This window comes from Marnyiella aurantia, assembly GCF_014041915.1.
Classification (GTDB): domain Bacteria; phylum Bacteroidota; class Bacteroidia; order Flavobacteriales; family Weeksellaceae; genus Marnyiella; species Marnyiella aurantia.
This window is the reverse complement of the sequence record NZ_CP059472.1, coordinates 2,341,669-2,363,108: the sequence shown is the minus strand read 5'-3', so window position 1 is coordinate 2,363,108 and position 21,440 is coordinate 2,341,669. Positions and strand designations below refer to the sequence as shown.

General features: G+C 43.4%; 18 protein-coding genes. 10 read left to right on the top strand and 8 right to left on the bottom strand.

The window, feature by feature from the left end:
- Positions 1 to 12 precede the first annotated feature (12 nt).
- Complete coding sequence (locus H1R16_RS10970) at positions 13 to 990, bottom strand: acyl-ACP desaturase (RefSeq protein WP_181886506.1); 978 nt, start codon at positions 988 to 990, stop codon at positions 13 to 15.
- A gap of 159 nt (positions 991 to 1,149) precedes the next feature.
- Positions 1,150 to 2,679 carry a 2,3-bisphosphoglycerate-independent phosphoglycerate mutase gene (gpmI, locus tag H1R16_RS10965; protein WP_181886507.1) on the bottom strand — a complete coding sequence of 510 codons (1,530 nt, stop codon included), beginning with the start codon at positions 2,677 to 2,679 and terminating at the stop codon, positions 1,150 to 1,152.
- 100 nt (positions 2,680 to 2,779) lie between these two features.
- On the opposite strand from gpmI, the gene H1R16_RS10960 reads away from it, so the two are divergent.
- Both H1R16_RS10960 and H1R16_RS10955 read left to right on the top strand, forming a co-directional pair.
- Positions 2,780 to 3,103 (top strand): translation initiation factor, encoded by a 324-nt coding sequence (locus tag H1R16_RS10960; RefSeq protein WP_181886508.1) that lies wholly within the window; start codon positions 2,780 to 2,782, stop codon positions 3,101 to 3,103.
- 52 nt (positions 3,104 to 3,155) lie between these two features.
- Positions 3,156 to 4,010, top strand: a complete 855-nt coding sequence (locus tag H1R16_RS10955) for a nucleoside phosphorylase (RefSeq protein ID WP_181886509.1) — start codon at positions 3,156 to 3,158, stop codon at positions 4,008 to 4,010.
- 34 nt (positions 4,011 to 4,044) lie between these two features.
- Here H1R16_RS10955 and H1R16_RS10950 read toward each other — a convergent pair whose 3' ends face one another.
- On the bottom strand, positions 4,045 to 4,854 hold the full coding sequence (locus tag H1R16_RS10950) for a hypothetical protein (protein WP_181886510.1): 810 nt from the start codon (positions 4,852 to 4,854) through the stop codon (positions 4,045 to 4,047).
- Between the two features lie 50 nt (positions 4,855 to 4,904).
- Positions 4,905 to 5,462, bottom strand: coding sequence for a DNA-3-methyladenine glycosylase I (locus H1R16_RS10945; RefSeq protein WP_181886511.1), 558 nt, complete (start codon positions 5,460 to 5,462; stop codon positions 4,905 to 4,907).
- Positions 5,463 to 5,695: 233 nt separating this feature from the next.
- Between H1R16_RS10945 and H1R16_RS10940 the strand changes: the two genes are divergently transcribed.
- Positions 5,696 to 6,007, top strand: a complete 312-nt coding sequence (locus H1R16_RS10940; RefSeq protein ID WP_181886512.1) for a hypothetical protein — start codon at positions 5,696 to 5,698, stop codon at positions 6,005 to 6,007.
- A 90-nt stretch (positions 6,008 to 6,097) separates the two neighbouring features.
- Entirely contained in the window at positions 6,098 to 6,919 is an 822-nt protein-coding gene (locus tag H1R16_RS10935; protein WP_181886513.1) for an enoyl-ACP reductase FabI, read from the top strand.
- Positions 6,920 to 6,968: 49 nt separating this feature from the next.
- Here H1R16_RS10935 and H1R16_RS10930 read toward each other — a convergent pair whose 3' ends face one another.
- Positions 6,969 to 8,150, bottom strand: a complete 1,182-nt coding sequence (locus H1R16_RS10930; protein WP_318028038.1) for a M28 family metallopeptidase — start codon at positions 8,148 to 8,150, stop codon at positions 6,969 to 6,971.
- A gap of 350 nt (positions 8,151 to 8,500) precedes the next feature.
- Here H1R16_RS10930 and H1R16_RS10925 point away from each other — a divergent pair, with 350 nt between their 5' ends.
- The gene (locus H1R16_RS10925) at positions 8,501 to 9,682 is read left to right on the top strand and encodes an acyl-CoA dehydrogenase family protein (protein WP_181886515.1); all 1,182 of its coding nucleotides are present in this window, start codon (positions 8,501 to 8,503) and stop codon (positions 9,680 to 9,682) included.
- A 149-nt stretch (positions 9,683 to 9,831) separates the two neighbouring features.
- Here the strand turns inward: H1R16_RS10925 and ccsA are convergent, their stop codons facing one another.
- Positions 9,832 to 13,131: a cytochrome c biogenesis protein gene (ccsA, locus tag H1R16_RS10920; RefSeq protein ID WP_181886516.1), complete on the bottom strand. Its 3,300-nt coding sequence runs from the start codon at positions 13,129 to 13,131 to the stop codon at positions 9,832 to 9,834.
- Positions 13,132 to 13,404: 273 nt separating this feature from the next.
- Between ccsA and H1R16_RS10915 the strand changes: the two genes are divergently transcribed.
- The 3 genes from H1R16_RS10915 (at position 13,405) to H1R16_RS10905 (ending at position 18,164) form a co-directional block, all read left to right on the top strand.
- Positions 13,405 to 15,903, top strand: a complete 2,499-nt coding sequence (locus H1R16_RS10915) for an FtsK/SpoIIIE family DNA translocase (RefSeq protein ID WP_181886517.1) — start codon at positions 13,405 to 13,407, stop codon at positions 15,901 to 15,903.
- Between the two features lie 85 nt (positions 15,904 to 15,988).
- Positions 15,989 to 16,636 (top strand): LolA family protein, encoded by a 648-nt coding sequence (locus tag H1R16_RS10910; RefSeq protein WP_181886518.1) that lies wholly within the window; start codon positions 15,989 to 15,991, stop codon positions 16,634 to 16,636.
- Positions 16,637 to 16,703: 67 nt separating this feature from the next.
- Entirely contained in the window at positions 16,704 to 18,164 is a 1,461-nt protein-coding gene (locus H1R16_RS10905; protein ID WP_181886519.1) for an LptF/LptG family permease, read from the top strand.
- A gap of 61 nt (positions 18,165 to 18,225) precedes the next feature.
- Here H1R16_RS10905 and frr read toward each other — a convergent pair whose 3' ends face one another.
- Together frr and pyrH are read right to left on the bottom strand one after the other, a co-directional pair.
- A complete protein-coding gene (gene frr, locus H1R16_RS10900; RefSeq protein WP_181886520.1) occupies positions 18,226 to 18,780 on the bottom strand; it encodes a ribosome recycling factor in 555 nt (184 codons plus the stop codon).
- Positions 18,781 to 18,804: 24 nt separating this feature from the next.
- Positions 18,805 to 19,512 carry a UMP kinase gene (pyrH, locus tag H1R16_RS10895; protein ID WP_181886521.1) on the bottom strand — a complete coding sequence of 236 codons (708 nt, stop codon included), beginning with the start codon at positions 19,510 to 19,512 and terminating at the stop codon, positions 18,805 to 18,807.
- A gap of 162 nt (positions 19,513 to 19,674) precedes the next feature.
- Between pyrH and porQ the strand changes: the two genes are divergently transcribed.
- Positions 19,675 to 20,664, top strand: a complete 990-nt coding sequence (porQ, locus tag H1R16_RS10890) for a type IX secretion system protein PorQ (protein WP_181886522.1) — start codon at positions 19,675 to 19,677, stop codon at positions 20,662 to 20,664.
- Between the two features lie 68 nt (positions 20,665 to 20,732).
- On the top strand, positions 20,733 to 21,404 hold the full coding sequence (cmk, locus tag H1R16_RS10885; protein ID WP_181886523.1) for a (d)CMP kinase: 672 nt from the start codon (positions 20,733 to 20,735) through the stop codon (positions 21,402 to 21,404).
- Positions 21,405 to 21,440 lie beyond the last annotated feature (36 nt).

The window sequence follows — 21,440 nt, the reverse complement described above, 5'->3', positions numbered from 1 at the left end:
TTGCGTTGTAAACTAGCTTTTAACCCACTTGAACTGATACTCCTGATCCGGAGTGGCAAGTCTGTCGGTGATTCTCTGAAGTCTGCCCGGAAGTTTCATAAGATATTCCTGCGCTTTCTGAGCCTGCTCATTAAGGCCGTCTACATGTTCAATTTTCCAGTCGTCCAGCAGTTCGCTGAGGATGTTTATATAATCCTGCCCGGTGTAAACCATCGCTCTTTGTGCAGCATCTGAAAAATGGCCCCAAAGCTCGCCTGCTTTCTGCCCGGACTCACGCATGAGGTGTGCCGGCATCACGATTTTCTTGCGCATCATATCTTCAAAGGCAAGCATCATCTCCGATGGATCCAGTTCAAAGATTCTGGTAACAAAATGCTTATAAGCCTTTGCGTGCCTGGCCTCATCTGCAGCAATCACGCCGCACATTCTGGATAGTTTGGTATTACCGGTCTGCTTGGCCAGAGACCCTACCCTGCGGTGAGAAATATTGGTTGCTGTCTCCTGGAAGCTTGTATAAATGAAGTTTCTATAAGGGTCCATAGATGTTCCCAAATCAAAACCATCCTGTATGAGATAATGAGTGGTAATTTCCATTTCACGCATGTTTACACGACCACAAAGATAAAGGTACTTATTCAGCAGGTCGCCATGACGGTTCTCTTCGGCCGTCCAGCTTCTCACCCACTGCGACCAGCCACTCCGTTCTTCCTGGTCTACACCGTCAATACCCATAATCCATGACTCGTAACTTGGGAGTGCCTCTTCCGTAATACAGTCACCAATCAGTGTAACGAAAAGGTCATAGCCCATCTCACGTGCATAGGTTTGCAGTTCTTCCACATCATATTTGAAACTTTCGGCAGAGGGATCCGGCAAAAAGTCGGTAGGCTGCCAAATTTTTTCAACGGGAGTAAGGTATGAGGCGATAAAATCGTTTACCTCCGTACCCAGATTCTTCATTACTTCCAGTCTAACCAGTTTGTTGTACATTTTTACTATTTTATAGGGTGCAAATATAGGTCAAAATACTGCTATTTATCACATAAGTCCTTTCATTTAAGCGCTGTTTGACGCAAAATACAGTGGAGCATGGATGATGTTAACAGTAAGATATTTAATCCGGATGACCGGACTTATCTTTAGCAATTACTATTCCACCAGGATTTCACCGGTCATGGCTGCGGGTGGCTCAATGCCCATGACCTTCAGTATAGAAGGTGCCACATCACCAAGTTTTCCGGGGGAAAGTTTCCACGTTTTTTCCGGATCCATCACAATAAGCGGTACCAGATTAGTCGAATGCTGGGTATTAGGCGATCCGTCCGGATTGATCATAAAATCTGAATTACCGTGGTCTGCCATGATAAAAACCGCATAACCATTTTCGTAAGCCGCCACAGCTACTTTTTCAATGCATTGATCCACGGTTTCTGCAGCTTTAACCGCTGCTTCGAAGACGCCTGTATGACCCACCATATCTGCATTGGCGAAATTCAGACAGATAAAATCGGCAGTTGCAGCTTCTATTTCAGGTAGTATATTTTCAACAATATCATAAGCCGACATTTCCGGCTTGAAGTCATAGGTCGGCACATCCTTCGGGCTTGGACAGAGAATACGCTTCTCATTTTCAAACGGTTCTTCGCGACCGCCGGAAAAGAAGAAAGTTACGTGAGGATATTTTTCAGTCTCGGCTACACGGATCTGTGATTTTCCGTGTCTTTCCAGAACCTCACCCATCGTTTCCTGAAGTACCTCTTCGTTAAAGACCACCCTGACGCCTTTGAAGTCTTTATCATAGTTGGTCAGCGTTACATAATACAAATCCTGCCTGTGCATCCCAAAATCCGGAAAGTCCTTCTGACAAAGCGCCTCAGTGATCTCCCGTCCGCGGTCGGTACGGAAGTTAAAGCAGATAACCACGTCGCCATTCTCGATCTTAGTCATCGGAAGATGACTTTCTTTAAGGCAAATAAGCGGTTTCAGGAATTCATCCGTTATTCCTGCCTGATACGATTCCCTCATGGTTTGCAGGACGTCGCGGGTACGGATACCAACGCCTTTCACCATAGCATCATAAGCCTGCTTTACCCGTTCCCACCTTTTGTCGCGGTCCATAGCGTAATACCTGCCTGTTACAGAGGCCAGATGGCCACCGGTTACTTTCATATGGTTCAGCAACTCCTCTATGAAACCTACACCCGAATGAGGATCGCAGTCCCGTCCGTCTGTAAACGCATGTACAAAGGTCTTGTCGGCAATGCCGTTTTCAAAGGCTGCGGTAAGCAGACCTTTCAGATGGTTGATATGGGAATGGACGCCTCCGTCTGAGCAAAGTCCTATAAAATGTACGTTTTTGTTATATTCGTTGGCATACTGGAATGCTTCGGTAATTACGTTTTCCTTGCCAAGGGTGGCATTTTCAACTGCCATATTCAGTCTCACCAGATTCTGGTAAACCACCCGGCCGGCGCCAAGATTCATGTGGCCCACTTCTGAATTGCCCATCTGTCCGAAAGGTAATCCTACAGCGATACCGCTGGCTTCCAATGTTGTATTGGGGAAATCACGCAGGCAGCGGTCAATGAAAGGAGTATTTGCCTGAGCCAGTGCCGAAACCGCCGGATCTGTACCTAAACCCCAGCCGTCAAGTATGGCTAACAATGCTTTTTTTGACATTTTTTGATTTTTAATATCTTACAAATCTACTTATTTTATGTAGATTTGACAGTGAAAAAGCAGCGAATTATTGCTTCTGCACCTAAAAAGAGAACCAAAGATGGATATACGGGATCAACTGAAAAATCTCTTCCCAGATCACGATGAGCAGGATTTTACAATGCCTGAGGAAAAGTTTGTACAGCGCGAACCACTCATCTGCAAATTTGAAAAAAAAGGCCGGAACGGAAAACCGGTGACGGTTATTGAAGGTTTTGAAGGTTCAGATTCGGACCTTAAGGTCATTTCAAAAAAAATAAAGACCACATTTGGGATCGGTGGCTCTGAAAAAGACGGAACCATAGTTATACAGGGTGATAACCGTGACAAGATAATGAAAATGCTTCACGATATGGGTTACAAAACAAAACGCGTTGGCGGCTGATCTAGTAAGCGTTCTTCATGCCTAAATCTTATTCAACTTAAATCACAGTATCATGATCAATAAACTAGCGGCTTCGGAACTGGTTCTTAATGCAGACGGAAGTGTATACCACCTGAACCTTTTGCCGGAAGACCTGGCACCAAAAGTGATCCTGGTTGGGGACCCGGACCGGGTACCAAAGGTTTCAAAGTATTTCGATACCATTGAGATTAAAAAAAACAAAAGGGAATTTTACACACATACCGGAACGCTTCGCGGTGAACGGATTACTGTTATGTCCACAGGGATTGGAACAGAGAACATCGATATCGTGATGAACGAGCTTGATGCGCTGGTAAACATTGACCTGAAAGCAAAGGAATTCCGCAGCGAGCATCAGTCGCTGGAGCTTTTCCGTTTGGGAACCTGCGGCAGCGTGAACCCGGACATTGAAGTAGATAATATGCTTGTAACGCAGAATGTGGTAGGTCTGGACGGACTGCTGCATTTTTATCAGGACTACTCCTTTGAAAATGAATTTTCGCGGAACTTCATGGCCAAATTCCCATATGATAAAATAAAACCCATGCTCTACTTCTCTGATTGGGCAGAGGATATTTCTGCATATTATGCAGATGCCAAATACCATGGCAATACGGCTACCTTCCCGGGTTTCTACGCGCCACAGGGCAGGCAGCTGCGTCTGAAAGCACTGGATGACCAGTTCCTGGAAACACTGAATGAACTTGGCGTAAGTAATTTTGAGATGGAAACATCAGCAATCTACGGTCTTTCAAAACTGTTGGGGCATAAGGCAATCACCGTTAACTGCGTTATCGCCAACAGGCGTCGCGGTGAATTCTCTGCAGATCACCAGAAATCGGAAGCCAATATGATAGAATGGGTACTGGAACGGATCATTAAATAAAAAAGAGGATTTCAAAATTGAAATCAATTTTTTATTATGGGCAGGATTTCTCATACTCGTTCAGTATACCGAGAAAAATTTCCATCTGGTGAGCCTGCACGCGGCCGGCAACTTCATCAAAAAGATAACGGGTTTGCTTCATAGCTGCCAGTTCTTTCATGGTTTCCTTAAATATTGACTGATAGTCTTTCTGCAGTTTTTTATCCAGCTGCTGCTCTTTAATCACTGTCTTATCAAAGAAATCCAGGTAGTCATTGAAGGCAGCACACTTGCCTCCTACCATTCTGAATGCATCCACCGTATTTTCAATGGACGAACCTAATTTGAAACTGATCTGACTTTTAGGTTTTACAGCGAGCACAGCATAGGGATCGGCGCTTTTTTTAAGGTAAAAGTTACTGTGCGTATAGTAGCATGACATATCTTCGCACCGGAACACATTGGAACCGTAAAGCTGAATCTTGCCGTCACGAAGCAGGAACTCAAACTCTTCATCGGTTTCAGCGCTTAGTTTAAAGTTATTGGTAACCTGCTTCACCTGAATTTTTTCCTGAACTTTAGCTACATCCCCGCCGTTATAGTAAACGATTCTCTTAACATCACGGGAGTTCAGCCTTTTTCTTTTTTTAGTTTCCATGTCGGCGTACTGAAAGGCAGCAATTCTGTTGCTCAAAATAAAACCTCCCATTGATGTTGAGCGGGTTACTTCTCCTATATAATGACCTCTGAATGTGCTTCCGTCCTCCATGGCGAACTCGGCAATATAGTCCTTCCTGTCAGCATATTGCGAGAAGAGATTTGAGGATAAAAGCAGCATCGAGCTAAGTAGTAAAATTTTCTTCATTCGGTTTTTGTTATTCAGACAAAACTAACAATAAAAAGAAACGGGGCAACCTATTTCTTACAATGGCAGGAAATTAAATGATCGTCCACCATTCCCGTGGCCTGCATGTGTGCGTACATCACTGTAGAACCTAAGAATTTAAATCCACGTTTCTTTAAATCTTTGGCAAGAGCATCCGAAACTGCACTCGTAGCAGGCACATCAGCAAGGGTAATGGGTCTGTTTATGACCGGTGTTCCGTCTACAAATGCCCATATATAATCCGAGAAGCTTCCGGATTCCTGCTGTACTTCCAGAAAACGCTGGGCATTATGTACAGTGGCCAGAATCTTTAGCCTGTTGCGCACAATACCCTGATCCTGCAGCAGTTCAGCAGTTTTAAGTTCATTATATAGAGCAATTTTCCGGTAATCAAAACCATCGAAAGCCTTTCTGAAATTTTCGCGCTTTTTAAGAATTGTGTACCATGAAAGGCCGGCCTGAAAACTTTCGAGCACCAGGAATTCAAAAATTACCGAGTCATCAAAAACCGGCCTTCCCCATTCCTCATCATGATATTTTCGGTAAAGGTCATCCTTCTCACACCATGGGCACCTTATAATTTCCATCTTAATTAATTTATCGGTTAAACACCAGGTTCAAGCTATTACAATTTTTCTTGCTGGATAAAACTATTGATTTTTGTAATGAGTGGCACTGTAGATGAACACTTTTGACAAAAGGAAGCACTAAAGCAAGGTTAAATGAGTTTAACATAACATTAACGAAATTCGGAATATTAATTGTTACCTATGTAATCACAAACACCAAATCACAATTATTAATTTAAAAAATCAAAAAAATGGACAATCAAGATTACAACAAAGCAGAACACGCAGTAAACAATGCAAAGTGGACGGTAAATGATTATGCAGACAGAGCAAAGGATTACATCCGTGAGCAGAAGCGTAATAACAGAGAGGCTACTGCAGAAGGATGGATGGAAAGAGCTAAAGATAATGTAGCAGATGCCTGGGAAGATACAAAAGATGCAGTTTCCAGCGCCTGGGAAAAAACAAAAGACTGGACAGAAGAGGCCTGGGAAGACACAAAAGATGCAGCCGATGACGCTGCAGATACTACCAGAGATACCTGGAATGACACAACAAGATAATAAGTAACCAAAGGGAGCCGAAGTAATTCGGCTCTCTTTTTTATGTCCCGAACAATTAATTTCTTACTTTTGTTAATCAAAAAATAAATTATGTCATACGGATTATTAAAAGGAAAAAAGGGGATTATTTTCGGTGCTCTGAACAACCAGTCGATAGCCTGGAAAGTTGCTGAAAAATGCCATGAGGAAGGTGCTGAATTTATTCTTTCCAATGCTCCAATTGCGCTGCGGATGGGCGAACTTAATGAACTTGCCGAAAAGACCGGTTCTGAAGTCATTGGTGCAGATGCGACTTCAGTAGAGGACCTTGGAAAACTCTTTGATGCAGCCGTTGAAAAATTCGGTAAAATCGACTTTATCCTACATTCCATCGGAATGTCCGTAAATGTAAGAAAAGGCAAGCACTACACGGAAATGAATTATGACTGGCTGGAAAAAGGCTGGGACATTTCTGCCGTTTCCTTCCATAAAGTGATGCGTGTGGCGTGGGAGAAAGACTGTATGAACGATTGGGGAAGCATTTTGGCACTTAGCTATATCGCAGCACAAAGAACCTTCCCGGATTATAATGACATGTCCGATAACAAAGCCTATCTGGAGAGTATTGCCAGAACGTTCGGTTATTATTGGGGCGAAAAATCAAAAGTTCGTGTGAACACCATTTCGCAGTCGCCAACAATGACCACAGCGGGCAGCGGTGTGAAAGGCTTTGGCGGTTTCTTTGGATATGCAGATGATATGTCTCCGCTTGGCAACGCATCTGCTGAGGACTGCGCCAACTATTGTGTATCCATGTTCAGTGACCTAACCAAAATGGTAACGATGCAGAATCTCTTCCACGACGGCGGTTTCAGCAATACGGGAGTTTCGCAGAAAGTAGTAAACAAGTACGATATGAACGCTCCTGAATAGTACATTCAGAACTACTATATAAATCCGTTCCTCACCGAACGGATTTTTTTTATCTGGATACTTTTGGAATTACCGGCAGGCTTACATTTCCTGATTCCGATACGCTTTGAACGGCGAACAGAAAATTGTCCTTCGAAAATAGAAGGGTTGCCGATGTTTCCTTTATAAAAATCTTCTGCGTCCAAACCGGACTGTCGGTTTCCCGTATAAGTACATAATAGCCTTTCACTTTTCCGGATGCAGGCCTTTGCCAGGTGAGTTTTGTGGTATTTGTCAACTCCTTTACATCCATAAAGACATTTTCAGGTTTTGAAGGCGCTTTAGCCAAATTAGCCAGTACCGCAATATTTACTGCAGTATTGGTTTGAAGGTAGCCAAAATCCATAAATTCGATAAGGTCGCCGAACTTCTTTCCTCCCTCCGACCTTACATCCTGATGCTGATGGTCGTAATTTTCATAATAATCTGTTAATCGAACGGCAGTAATACCATGATTTACAAATGGAGTATGATCACCGCCACGCAGAAAGCGGTCGTTACGGTAAATCAGTTTAATGTCTATATCATTCACATACTTCTCTCCGGTTTCTTTAATATACCGTGCGAGCTGTCTTGCATCACCATCATTTTCCAGGCCCAGACCTCTGATGCCGGCGGCACTTTTATCCGTTTCGTAAGCGGATAACCCCTCGCTGAACACACGCAGTTTGGGAACGCCGGAATTTTCAGGGGCATCAAAACTGTTATTGCCAATCATATCATTATTCAGGAGCGCTTCTATCTGCCACTTTTCTGCTACGGCTTTATCTGCCATCATCTGTGCGCCCAAAAGTCCCTGTTCCTCACCGCTGAAAGCCACAAAAAGTACTGAAGTGGGAAATCGGGAAATGCTTAATATTCTGGCGCTTTCAATTACCGCTGCTACTCCACTGCCGTCATCATTGGCACCCGGAGCTGCAATTTTCGCATCCATAACATCTGAGGCTCTTGAATCAAGATGTGCGGAAATAATGAAGATTCTTTTGTCAAGTGGATCTGTACCTTTCAACAAAGCCACCGGATTGCCGAGATTGGTTATTCTCTTGATGCGCTTCCCGTCGGGTTGTAGCTCCCGGTTCTGAAGAAATACTTCCATACGTCCACCGGAATTAGCGGCATAAGTCCTGAACTTGGAGAGCACCCAGTTTCGCGCAGCGCCAATGCCTTTCACCGGATCGGTGATAGAACTCATAGTGTGCCGTGTTTCGAAACTTACCAGTTTAACCACATGAGACTTAAGTGAATCACTACTGACCATTTTTACCAGGCCAGAAATTTCGGGGTCAAGATCGGTGTTCTGTGCGTCAAGGCAAGTTGACAAAAGAAAAAGAAGGAGAACTGCAGTGCGTATCATTTGACGTGATTTTAAAATTTTACTGTTGGAACAGGTATATAAAAGTATGTAAAAATAAAATGCTGGGATTAAACAAGGTCCGGCTATCTACCTGAAGTAGTGTGCCGGCACCTTTAGATCTTTTTTAACCCTTAAATATTTCCTCACGTATGCGAAAAATCTTAATTTTATCAAAATCAAAAAAAACTATGTCATACTACCCGCTTACCACTATTCCGGACTATTTTTTAATGGACAACATGCTCACGGATGAGCATAAGTTAATAAGACAGTCAGTACGTGATTGGGTGGAGAGTTTCATAATGCCTAAGATTGATGATGCGGCACAAAATCATACAGACATCCCCAACCTGATGAAGGAGTTGGGTGCAATAGGCGCTCTGGGGCCTTATATTCCTGAAGAGTACGGAGGCTCCGGTCTGGACCAGATTTCCTATGGCATTATTATGCAGGAACTGGAACGCGGCGATTCGGCAGTCCGTTCCGCCGCATCTGTACAGAGTTCTTTAGTAATGTTTCCTATTAATGAATTCGGTTCTGAGGAACAAAAGAAGAAATTCCTGCCGGGCTTGGCTAAAGGAGATTTAATTGGAGCCTTTGGACTTACAGAACCCAACCACGGTTCCGACCCGGGCTCTATGGAAACGTATTTCAAGGATAACGGTGACCATTATCTGCTGAACGGTGCTAAAATGTGGATTACCAATGCGCCACTTTGTGACCTGGCAGTAGTTTGGGCTAAAAATGAAGAAGGAAAAGTTCAGGGGCTAATCGTTGAAAGAGGCTTTGAAGGATTTACAACACCTGAGACACACAATAAATGGAGTCTGCGGGCCTCTAAAACAGGTGAGCTTGTATTCAATAATGTTAAGGTTCCGAAGGAAAACCTGCTGCCCAAGGTTACAGGTTTAAAAGGACCGCTTTCCTGTCTGAATTCTGCACGTTACGGTATCTCCTGGGGTGTGATTGGTGCCGCAATCGACTGCTACTGTACGGCGCTTCAGTATTCCAAGGAAAGAAAACAGTTCGGAAAACCAATCGGTGGTTTCCAGCTTCAACAAAAGAAATTGGCTGAGTTCCTGACCGAAATTACAAAAGCACAGCTTCTTTGCCTTCAGTTAGGCAATCTGAAAAACGAACATAAAGCGACGCCTGCACAGATATCGATGGCCAAAAGGAATAATGTAAAAATGGCAATTGATATTGCCAGGGAAAGCCGCCAGATTTTGGGAGGTATAGGAATTATGGGTGAGTTCCCGATGATGCGTCACGCGGCAAATCTGGAGTCAGTAATTACGTACGAAGGCACACACGACGTACACCTGCTCATTACCGGGATGGATGTGACGGGGATTAATGCTTTTTCATAACAATTACAGTAAAATATAAAAGCTGTCTCACGCAAGTGATGACAGCTTTTTTTCGTCAAATATCCAACCTGTTTGCTCAATGTCTGAATACTTCGTAATGAAAAAAAGGACCCCAATTTGGAGTCCTTCTGCTAAATAAATTGCTTTAATTATATCTTAGTTTTCTTGCTGAATGTTCTGAATTTCAAATAAGAAACCAATGCCAGTAAGATCATTCCGCCGGAACCTATATATACCCAGGCCGGAACAGGAATCGGATCGCCCGCTGCGTAAGAGTGCAGACCGCTCAGGTAATAATTCACCCCAAAGTACGTCATAACAATACTGGATATAGCCAGCATGGTTGCCACGTGATAGGCCCAACGGCTTCTTAGACCCGGTACCAGACGCATGTGCAGTACAAAGGCGTACACCATTACGGAGATAAATGCCCATGTTTCCTTAGGGTCCCAGCTCCAGTAACGTCCCCAACTTTCATTGGCCCAGATTCCACCCATGAAGGTCCCGATGGTTAGTGCGTACAACCCTATTGTTAATGACATCTCGGAAACGATGGTAAGTTCCTTCAGACTGCGGTCGTTATGAGCTTTAAAATCTTTCTTACGTGCCAGGATATAAAATACCAGACAAATCAACGCTATTACAAATGACAAACCGAAGAAACCGTAGCTGGAGGTGATAATCGCAACGTGAATAATCAGCCAGTAGGATTTAAGAACAGGTACAAGGGGTGTAATTTGAGGATCCAACGCCGATCCACCATGAGCAAAGCCCATCATAATTACAGCAACCGTGAATCCTGCCGCCGGAATGAGCGCATTGGAATTCCTGTACAGCACAAGTCCCGACGTAATACCTACCCATGAAATAAATACGATTGCTTCGTAACCGTTACTCCACGGTGCGTGGCCGGAAATATACCATCTGCCCATAAGTCCGAGTAACTGCAGTACCCAACCGATAAGACCTGTAATAAGTACTATTTTTATAATCTTATCCAGCATGCGGCCTGGGCGGAACAAATGTACAAACCCGAGCACTACAAGGAAAAGCGCAATAAACGTATAGAATATTAGCAGGCGGAAGTTGATATCCACCTTGGTCATGAACACCTCCAGGTCTACCTTTGATTTGGCAGGCACCACGTTTTTACCCCAGTTTTGCTGATAGTCGCTTAGCTTCGTAAGTTCAGCGTCGGCCTGAGACCAGTTCCCGCTTTGCTGTGCAGCAACTACCGCCGCAAAGTAAGGACCCATCACTTTCTGGCTTTCCATATCCGGTTCGAAGTTCTGGTCCAGCCAGGAATGCCATGTGGAGTTGGGATCATTCTTTACCGGAACCATTCTCATAAACTGACCACTGAAGAATTCATTGAAAATCTGTACGCGTTCGTTTACAGAAATTACTTCTTTATCATAATTACTTTGCTCAGCCGGTTTCTTACGAAAGGCGAGGTTATAATCTTCTTCCAGTACATATTTTAGATTCCCGCTTGCATCAGACGGGAACAGGCTCATCAGGCTTGCATAACCCTCATCGTTGGCTTTGGTTTTTCTCTTAAGCTCTTCGCCACCTTTTGTTCCGATTTTAATAAGCGGAACCATGGTCCAGCTTGGAGTGTCTGTATTTACAGAAAGGAACCACTGCTCTGCAGTCAGGTAGTTGTCGCCGGTACCTTTAAACTTATCTTTTTTATAAAGTTTCCGGAGGACGTCGGTAGCCTGTGTGCTCATAGGAACAATACGTCCGTCGTAATTCTGTACCAGCAGATAAGCAAATTTTTCGGCATGTTCCCTGGAAATTCGTGTTTTGGCAATTGCCTCATCAGCGCTAATCATCTTCATTGTGCTGAAGGAGCGCGCTACTGAGTTCTGCGACTGCTGTTCCTGTGCGGGTGCGGGTGTAATCTGTGCATGACCTTCGCCCGGTGCATGATTATGTCCGTCGTCCGCAGAATGCTTTACCTGTACCCTCTCCCGACTACCGTCTGTGGTGCTGTGGGTTTCTATTTTCTGCGCATTTAAACCCAACATCAGAAACAGAGCGATGGCACTTGCTGAACGGGTCTTGTTGATGTTCTTCAGCATCTTATTCAGTTTCCAGAAATGAGTACCCTTCCAGAAGAAAATGACAAACATCGCTGTAAAAAGGAAGAAGTAACCGATATAAGTGATAAGGGTACCCCAGAAATCATGATTTACAGAAAGTACCGTACCCTGTCTGTCCTCATCAAAACTCGCCTGGAAGAAACGGTAACCTTTGTGGTTCAGTACATTATTCATATAAATTTTATAGGGAGTTTCCTTGCCCTCGTCTATAATTGAAACGTGGCTTTCATAAGCACTTGGCGAAGAGCTGCCGGGATAGGTCTCCATAACGAAATCCTCCAGACGCAGGGCGAATGGTGTGGTATAAACCTTTGGCCCAAAGCCAAGCATAATATTCAGACCGTCTATAGAAATCTGCTTAAATAGGTTAGGATTGCCACGTTCTACCACCAGTTCTACCGTTTGTTTGGTCCTGGGACCCTGTACCTCCATTGTAAGCGCGTCCGGCAGAGCCTGGTCCTTCTTCTTATCTCCTTCAAATGCTGTCAGCTTACCTTTTTTAAGACCTTCCGGAACTACGATTCTGATGTCATTAATGGTATAAAGGCTCCTCAGCGCCAGCGGTTCGTAAACATTCTGCTTTACACTGCCGCTGTCCTGTGTTGCCATCACCATATAATCAGCGTCTACCGGCGTCTTGATAAACAGTTTACCGTTTTCGCTTTTAAATTCTATGGCGCCGTCAATAGGGCGGTTATAACTTACCAGTGTACCCCCTAATGATTTGCTTTCACCCGGTTTCAGATAATAGTTTACTCTACCCTTTTCGCCGGCAGAAACGAAATGAAGATATTCCACACCGTTTGCATCGGCAACCAGACTGTCTTTCTTGCGCTGGATAAAATCAACAGTCTTTACAGAAATTTTACTGTCGTGAAAATTATAGGAAGCTTTAAGGTTCTTATTCAGGGGGGACATTAAATAAGAAATATCCTGATAACGAAGTACGTCCCCTTTATCTTCAATCTGAATCTTGAGGAAATGTTTATCCGTTACAATTTCGTTGGAAGTTTCACCCTCACGGATATGCATAATACCCTCGTAGCTTATATAACGGGTAATGGCACCGCCAATGAACAGCAGCACAAATGAAAGGTGGAAGATAAGTACCGGCCATTTTTCACGTCTCCACAACCGGTAGCGGGATATATTCCCGATGAAGTTCAGAATGAGAAGGAACATTACAAGTTCAAACCATTTGGCTTCATATATCAATGCCTTTGCAGTGGGCGTACCATAATCATTCTCAAGAAAGGTAGCGTACCCCATCGCTGCGGCATAGACAATCATAAGGACTGCCATTGTTCGGGTATTGATAAGGATGTTCTGGATCTTTTTCATTGTTATGCAGTTAAATATCAATGCAGAAAAATTCTGAATTGAAAATCTTCAGTGTATCAATCCGCAAAAATACACGCAATATATTAGAAAAGCCAATCCGATAGCTGATATTTATCAAGACCGCTAGTTGTTAACAATAAATTAATGCAGAAGTTAATTATTCAACTGAAAATATCAGTAAAAACGATTCTAATTCATGAACAATGGCATTATTTCGATTCCAGCACCTAAAGAAATACATCCTTTTTTTACTAAATTTGCCGGCACTGACCTATGGAAAAGAACACAAAAAATCCGCCGGCTGCTACGCCAGAAGCGGGCAAAACACTCTCAAAACCGCGTATATTCTTTGGAATAATATTACTGGTACTTTCGCTCGTAATGGCTGGCTCCTTTGCCTCCTATCTTATGAACTGGAAGGCAGACCAGAGTCAGGCAGGCACCATGCTTGACCGCAGTGTTAAGTCTTCCAATCTCTTTGGAAAGGTGGGAGACTGGTTTGGCAAAATATTTATTTTCGACAGCATTGGGGTTGCAGCATTTATAGTGGCTTTTCTATTTTTTGTTGTTGGAATGCTCATTTTAAAGAAAAGATACTTTAAGCCGTGGAAAACTATAGGACACTCACTTTTCTTTATTTGTTGGCTTCCAATCTTTTTTGGTGCAGTTACCCAGGGTGTAGGTACACTAAGTGGCGTTTACGGATATCAAATCGTAGACTTCCTGACTTCCGTAATTGGGCTCGTAGGTCTTTGGGCAGTGATTGCGGTAAGCATAGGTATGTATTTTATCCTTGAGTTTAATATGCGTCCCAGCGCAATTAAGAACCGCCTGAATGATATCAATGATAAAACCGTTGGCAAAATTAAGGGCATGATGCCAAGCTCGGCCGAGGACTTTGAGGCAGATACCGAACTGGAGGAACTTGCCGGAAACGGAAATGAAATCAGCAATGTAACAGTAACCGAAGATGTTCCACGAGCCGCAAGCACCATCACTGAAGTACCAAAAGGTTTTCCTGAAGTGGAGGTGAACAATGATCTCGAAACGATTACCACACCGAACAGAACTTCCTTTGAGGAGATGGACGAAGCAGCTTCCACCACTGTAACATTAACGCCTTCGGCTCCGATACCAAATTTACCTGCCTCATTTCAGTCAGAGGCAGACAGTTTCGAATTTAAAGTTGAAGTAGCTCAGGAAATTGACGAACCGCAAGATGAGGCAGACATAAAATCTGCAGATTTGGTGAAGCAGCATGGTTTTTATGATCATACCCTGGATTTGGCAAAATTCCAGATGCCGCACATTAACCTTCTTAAAGATTACGGATCCGAGGAGATTTCCATCAACAAAGAAGAACTAGAGGAGAATAAAAATAAGATTGTAGGTCTGCTCAAGAATTTTAACGTTGGTATTGCGGAAATTAAAGCCACTATTGGCCCAACAGTTACGCTTTACGAAATAGTTCCGGAAGCCGGGATTCGTGTGGCAGCTATCAAGAAACTACAGGACGACATTGCCCTTAACCTGTCGGCGATGGGCATTAGGATCATTGCACCTATGCCTGGTAAAGGTACCATCGGGATTGAGGTTCCCAGAAAAAACCCCACTATGGTATCGATGCGAAGTGTACTGGCTTCGCATAAATTCCAGAATAGTGATATGGACCTGCCGGTAGTCTTCGGAAAAACAATTTCCAACGAGATATTTATGGCGGATTTGGCCAAAATGCCTCACCTGCTAATGGCCGGAGCTACCGGCCAGGGTAAATCTGTAGGTATAAATGCCATACTTACCTCCCTTCTCTATAAAAAGCACCCAAGCGAGCTTAAGTTTGTTATGGTGGATCCTAAGAAGGTTGAACTTACACTGTATTCTAAAATAGAAAGACATTATCTGGCTAAATTGCCGGATTCCGATGATGCCATTATAACGGATACCCATAAGGTGATTAACACCCTTAATTCTCTTTGCATCGAGATGGATAGCCGGTACGAACTGCTGAAAAATGCATTCTGCCGGACGATTAAAGAGTATAACGGTAAGTTTAAGGAGCGAAAACTGAACCCTGAGAACGGACACCGCTACCTTCCCTATATCGTTTTGGTTGTAGATGAATTTGCCGACCTAATCATGACTGCCGGTAAAGAAGTGGAGCATCCTATCGCCCGCCTCGCGCAACTGGCAAGAGCTGTCGGAATCCACCTGATTGTAGCCACACAACGTCCTTCCGTTAATGTAATTACGGGGATGATCAAGGCTAATTTCCCGGCCAGGGCAGCTTTCAGGGTAATTTCCAGTGTCGATTCGCGCACCATTCTGGATGCGACCGGTGCAGACCAGCTTATTGGCAAAGGAGATATGCTCTATTTTAACGGAAATGAGATTCTGAGGCTGCAGTGTGCTTTTGTAGATACTCCCGAGGTTGAGAAAATTGTTGATTATATTGGTGCACAAAAAGGATATGCGTCTGCTTTCTTACTTCCTGAAGTTCCAAATGAGGAAGGACAAAGCGGCTCTGCGGCATTCGATCCGAATGAAAAAGATGCACTTTTTGAAGATGCGGCCAGAATTGTGGTCTCTACTCAACAGGGATCTACCTCCATGCTTCAGCGCCAACTTAAACTGGGTTACAACAGGGCCGGCAGGATTATGGATCAGCTTGAAGCGGCCGGTGTGGTAGGTGGTTTTAACGGTGCCAAAGCACGTGAAGTACAGATTACCGACCTCAATTCCCTGGAACAGTTCCTGCAGGACCTCAGAAGATAAGAAATAATTAGCTGCAATAATGGAATGCTTTTTGAGTTTATAGAGAAGATTCAAACAAAAGTTTAATTTTTTAAACAGACAAAACATGAAAAATATATTTGCGAAGGCGGCAGCGGGTGCCATGGTACTGTGCGCAGCAGCTATGATGCAGGCACAGAAAATAGACACAAAATCCAGACAGATTCTGGACGCCGTAACAACAAACTATAAGGCAAAGAAGAACTCCTATTTTAAATTCACATTTGGTTCTGGTGTTAACGGACAGGTAAATAAAACCGAAACCGGTATTTATTATGCTGAAGGACCTAAGTATAAACTGAAGATCATGGGTACCGAGCAAATATTCGACGGTAACAAGATCTATAATGTAAATGATGATGAGAAGGAGGTAACCATTGCAAAACCTAACGGCAGTGATATCATGTTCTCGCCAACCAGCTACCTGACTTCTTATAAGAAGGATTTCAATGCGACATACTCAGGTAAGAGAATGGTAAACGGCGTTAACACGGATTTCATCAAACTTACACCGGTTAAATCCAATGGTCTGAAACAGGTTAATCTGTATGTAGATTCAGCAAACAAACAGCTTGTAAAGCTTGAGCAGCACGGCACCAATAAAGATGTAGCGGTGATCGCCATACAGGAATATAAAGTTAACCAAAATCTAGCCTCCGATATGTTCACATTTAACAAACAGAAGTTCCAGAATTACGTAATTACTGAACTTTAGACTATTAATAATAAGAAATCTGAAAGTCACAAAGCAATTCTTTGTGGCTTTTTATTAATTTTGGAGGATGTTTAAATTATTAGACCGTTATATTATAAAGACATTTTTCGGTCCGTTCTTTTTTATTTTCAGCGTCCTTTTTTTCATATTCATCGTTAACATCGTGTGGATACAGCTTGGGCAGTTTATGGGAAAAGGCCTCAGCTACTGGGAAATTATAAAACTGCTTTTCTACTACGGTGTAGGTGTTATTAATCTGGTATTGCCTCTAACTATCCTACTGTCCTCCATCATGACTTTTGGTGAAATTGGCGAAAGGTATGAGCTCGCCGCTATGAAGGCTGCAGGAATCTCACTTACCAGGGTGATGACTCCCCTGTTTTTTGTCTCAGTACTGCTCTCATTCACCTTATTTCTCTTTCAGAATAATATTACACCGGACTTTCAGCGTAAGGCCAAGAATATGCTCTATAATATTGTGCAGTCGCGGCCAGCCTTAAATTTTACACCCGGACAGTTTATAGATCAAATTCCGGGGTACCTGGTAAAATTCGACAAAATCACTGGAGAAAACGGTGAAAACCTGGAGGGAATTTACATTCATAAAAAAGCCAATTCCTATGAGAACCAACAGTCCATCCGTGCACACAGGGGCAAACTGGTACCGTCTACCGAAAATCAGAATTACCTAAAACTAATACTTTTTAACGGTTATGTTTTTGAAGACCAGATTGCCAACCAAAATTTCGCAGCACGTAACAAGCAGCCGGACCAGGCCATTAAATTTGATACTCTTACCTCCCATTTCGATATCAGTGAGATTATCAACAAGGCCATCGAGGAGGAAAAGATAACCGACGATTACCGCTTTCAGACCTACACCCAGCTCACTAAAACAATAGCTAAGTCGCAGGTTGAAAATACAAAGACCTTTAACAATATAAATGTTGACCTTGTGAGCCAGGTGAATCCCTATATCACCTATATTGACAGAAATAAAGTACCGGTAAACAAACTGGAGCAGCAGGTTAAAATGGATACAGTTAAACAGGATCAGCAATTACGGGCACTGACCGGTGCCTACAATAAAATTGAAATTCTGAAGGTAACAGTACAAAACCGCGAACAACAAATGCTGCCTACTATAAAGAGTTTCAGCCGCGTAGTTCTCTATCAGCAGCGGATCATTGCTTATTCTGTTACATGCATTATTTTTTTCCTTATTGGCGCCAGTCTGGGGTCCATTATACGTAAAGGAGGGATGGGACTGCCGGTAGTTATTGCCATTGTGATATTCATTGTCTTTTATGTAATGAACATTTCGGTGGAAAATCTGGCCTGGAACGGCACATTAAACCCTTTTGCAGCAGCCTGGATTCCCAATATGATTCTTTTACCTTTCAGCATCTGGCTTACCTATAAAGCGCTTACGGATTCCCAGCTTTTTGATGCGGAGAAATACAAATCATTGTTTAAGCCGCTTACCAAACTGTTCAGTAAAGAAAAGGAGCACCAGCGCTACCAGTAAATACAACGGAGCTGCACAATAATGTGCAGCTCCGTTATATTTACATCCGTAACAGCAGTCCTTAGACCTTCATTATATCCGCTTCTTTCACCTTCAGGTGCTCATCGCAAAGTTTAACATAGTTATCTGTCATGTCCTGGATCTGGCTTTCCATATCTTTTACAAGATCCTCGGATACGCCGTCCAGCTTTTTCAGTTCCTTCATACCGTCCTGACGGGCATTTCTAACCGTAATCTTTGTCTGATCTGATTCGCTCTTTGCCTGTTTGGCCAGGTCACGGCGCCTTTCTTCAGTAAGTGGGGGTACATTAAGGATTATCGTATCTCCGTTGTTGCTGGGTGCAAATCCCAGGTTAGAGTTTACGATTGCTTTTTCAATGGCACCTACAGCACTCCGGTCCCACGGTTGTATGGAAATGGTCATCGCATCCGGTACGGAAACGTTTGCAACCTGATTTAGCGGAGTCAGGGCACCGTAATATTCTACCATTACATCCTGCACCATAGATGTGGAGGCACGTCCGGCACGTATTTTCTGGAAAGCGTGGTCCAGGTGCTTAATCGCTGCATCCATTTCCTGCTTCACCATATCCTTAATCATATCCAATTCTTCCATAATAAAATATTTTAGTTTATAGGTCTACAAATCAACCAGAGTTCCTACCCTTTCGCCTTCAACAATTCTAAGCAGATTACCGGCACGGTTCATATCAAAGACAACAATAGGCAATTTATTTTCGTGACTCAAGGTAAAGGCGGTCATATCCATTACCTTCAGATTTTTATCGAATACTTCATCAAAAGTAAGGGAGTTGAAACGTTTTGCATCAGCATTTTTTTCGGGGTCACTGTCATAAATACCGTCCACACGGGTTCCCTTCAGAATTACATCAGCACCAATCTCGATAGCCCGTAATGTGGCAGCCGTATCGGTAGTGAAGTACGGATTACCCGTACCGGCCCCAAATATTACCACACGACCTTTTTCCAAATGTCTTACGGCTCTTCTTTTAATGAAAGGTTCGGCTACCTTGTCCATTTCAATAGCACTCTGAAGCCTGGTTTTTACACCTGCATCTTCCAGCGCACCCTGCAGTGCCATACCATTAATCACGGTGGCCAGCATTCCCATATAATCACCCTGCACGCGGTCCATACCTTTGGCTGCCCCAGCAACACCACGAAATATATTGCCTCCGCCTATTACAACCGCTACTTCACAGCCTACATCCACAGCCTGTTTGATTTCCTGTGCGTAGTCCTTCAGTCTTTCATTATCAATTCCGTACGGAAGGTTGCCCATTAGAGCTTCACCGCTCAGTTTCAGCAAGATTCTTTTATATTTCATTTTCAATTTGGTCTCGGGATGGATTATTGTCAATTTTAGTGGTGCAAATATAACGAAATGAGTATAAATTATTTCGTAAAAATCCTTAGTTTAGACCAAATAATTTGCTAAAAATTTTGATAAGTATATAAAAGAATTATTTTTGCATTACATAACAGCATTTTGAAGAAGATATTTATTTCTGCTTTGCTCCTGGCGGGCGTCATTGCAACAGCACAAACTGGTGAGAACGTGTATCCTTTTCTCAATTTACCGGTCTCCGCCCGGCAGGCTGCATTGGGTGGTGATGCCGTTTCGGTGCGCGATCATGATGTCAATTTTGCTGCTGTGAACCCAGCGCTTCTGAATGTGGATATGCACAAACAGATTTCGGTTAATGCCGCAACCTATCTTGCAGGTTCGAAATATGGGACAATAAACTATGGACATGCCTTCGAAAACGGACATCTGATTACTGCGAACGCCCGATTTATGGATTATGGCCGGATGCCAAGAACCGACGAAGCGGGTTTCGAGAACGGCGAATTCGGTGCCTATGATGCCGCTATCGGTGCAGGCTACGCCTATCAGTTTGAGGACGAATGGACGATTGGCGCCAGTGTAAACCTTATAAACGCAAAAATAGACAGCTATACATCCATGGCTGTGGCGGGAAATTTTGGTGTTTCATATCACTTCAAAAAAACGAACGAGACGATCGGTGTGGTGGCAAGAAATTTCGGTTACCAATTCAAGTCTTTTAATGGTGAAAGAGAAAATTTACCTTTTCGCGTAGACCTTGGCTATACACGTATCCTGAAGAAATTCCCGGCTGCGATAACTGTTACGGCACATGACCTTCAACAGTTCGATATCTCTTCGGAATATGACAGTAATGGCCAGGAAGTAGGATTCGGCAGAAAAATTCTCGATCATATTTCGATAGGCGCTGAAATCTTTCCGGAAAGTTCATTCAATATACGCTTAGGCTATAATGTGAAGCGCGGCAACGAATTATCAGTGGTGGACCAGCGCAGCTTCGCAGGCCTGTCTGCAGGTTTTGGAGTAAAGTTCAATAATTTCCGTGTAGACTACTCTCATGTCCGTTACCATTCTGCAGGCAATATGAATATGCTTGGCATCTCTCTGGACATGAGCGGAAACAGATATTAATATTTTCCTGCGACTCCAGGGTTGCTATAGCATTTCTATAATTTAAAATTTTGGCCGATTTTTGCAAAATGAGAAAACCTGTAATCGCGATAGACGGTTTTTCCTCTACGGGAAAAAGTTCCATCTCCAAAGCCATTGCTGCCAGGCTTGGGCTAGTGCATATGGATACCGGCGCATTATACAGAGCTGTTACCTATTACGCTTTGAATCATTGTGTTAAAAACCACGAAATTGATCTGACCTGTTTATTTAAAGCACTTCCTTCCATTAATCTGGAATTCCGCAATATTGAAGGCACACTTGTATTATTTCTGAATAATAAAAATATCACTGCAGAAATCCGGGAACCTGAAATATCGGGTTTTGTCAGTATTATAGCCAAACAACCTGAAGTGCGCAGTTACCTGTTGGACCTTCAGCGAAAAGGTGCGGCGGCGGGCGGAATGATTATGGATGGCCGTGACATAGGCACCGTAGTGCTTCCGGACGCCGATTATAAATTTTTCCTGACTGCCAGTGTAGAAGAACGTACAAAAAGACGGCACCTGGAATTGACAAATCAGGGTGTTACCATCGACAGAATGGCAGTGATGGATAATCTGGTCACCCGCGACAAAATTGACAGCGAGCGTGAAACCGCCCCGCTGAAGAAAGCCCCCGATGCTGTGCTTATAGACAATACCCACCTGAACAAAGAGGAAACAATTTCGCTTATAACGTCCTACATAAAGGAGTTTTAACGTTTTTTTATGAGTGACATAACATCCTTTGGTATA

Bases quoted from the DNA above. Each gene is read 5' to 3' on its own strand.
- H1R16_RS10935 (WP_181886513.1), top strand. From the start codon at position 6,098: ATGTCATACGGATTATTAAAAGGAAAAAAGGGGATTATTTTCGGTGCT.
- H1R16_RS10940 (WP_181886512.1), top strand. From the start codon at position 5,696: ATGGACAATCAAGATTACAACAAAGCAGAACACGCAGTAAACAATGCA.
- ccsA (WP_181886516.1), bottom strand. From the start codon at position 13,131: ATGAAAAAGATCCAGAACATCCTTATCAATACCCGAACAATGGCAGTC.
- H1R16_RS10905 (WP_181886519.1), top strand. From the start codon at position 16,704: ATGTTTAAATTATTAGACCGTTATATTATAAAGACATTTTTCGGTCCG.
- frr (WP_181886520.1), bottom strand. From the start codon at position 18,780: ATGGAAGAATTGGATATGATTAAGGATATGGTGAAGCAGGAAATGGAT.
- H1R16_RS10955 (WP_181886509.1), top strand. From the start codon at position 3,156: ATGATCAATAAACTAGCGGCTTCGGAACTGGTTCTTAATGCAGACGGA.
- H1R16_RS10950 (WP_181886510.1), bottom strand. From the start codon at position 4,854: ATGAAGAAAATTTTACTACTTAGCTCGATGCTGCTTTTATCCTCAAAT.
- H1R16_RS10960 (WP_181886508.1), top strand. From the start codon at position 2,780: ATGGATATACGGGATCAACTGAAAAATCTCTTCCCAGATCACGATGAG.
- cmk (WP_181886523.1), top strand. From the start codon at position 20,733: ATGAGAAAACCTGTAATCGCGATAGACGGTTTTTCCTCTACGGGAAAA.
- H1R16_RS10970 (WP_181886506.1), bottom strand. From the start codon at position 990: ATGTACAACAAACTGGTTAGACTGGAAGTAATGAAGAATCTGGGTACG.
- H1R16_RS10945 (WP_181886511.1), bottom strand. From the start codon at position 5,462: ATGGAAATTATAAGGTGCCCATGGTGTGAGAAGGATGACCTTTACCGA.
- H1R16_RS10915 (WP_181886517.1), top strand. From the start codon at position 13,405: ATGGAAAAGAACACAAAAAATCCGCCGGCTGCTACGCCAGAAGCGGGC.
- pyrH (WP_181886521.1), bottom strand. From the start codon at position 19,512: ATGAAATATAAAAGAATCTTGCTGAAACTGAGCGGTGAAGCTCTAATG.
- H1R16_RS10930 (WP_318028038.1), bottom strand. From the start codon at position 8,150: ATGAGTTCTATCACCGATCCGGTGAAAGGCATTGGCGCTGCGCGAAAC.
- H1R16_RS10925 (WP_181886515.1), top strand. From the start codon at position 8,501: ATGTCATACTACCCGCTTACCACTATTCCGGACTATTTTTTAATGGAC.
- gpmI (WP_181886507.1), bottom strand. From the start codon at position 2,679: ATGTCAAAAAAAGCATTGTTAGCCATACTTGACGGCTGGGGTTTAGGT.
- H1R16_RS10910 (WP_181886518.1), top strand. From the start codon at position 15,989: ATGAAAAATATATTTGCGAAGGCGGCAGCGGGTGCCATGGTACTGTGC.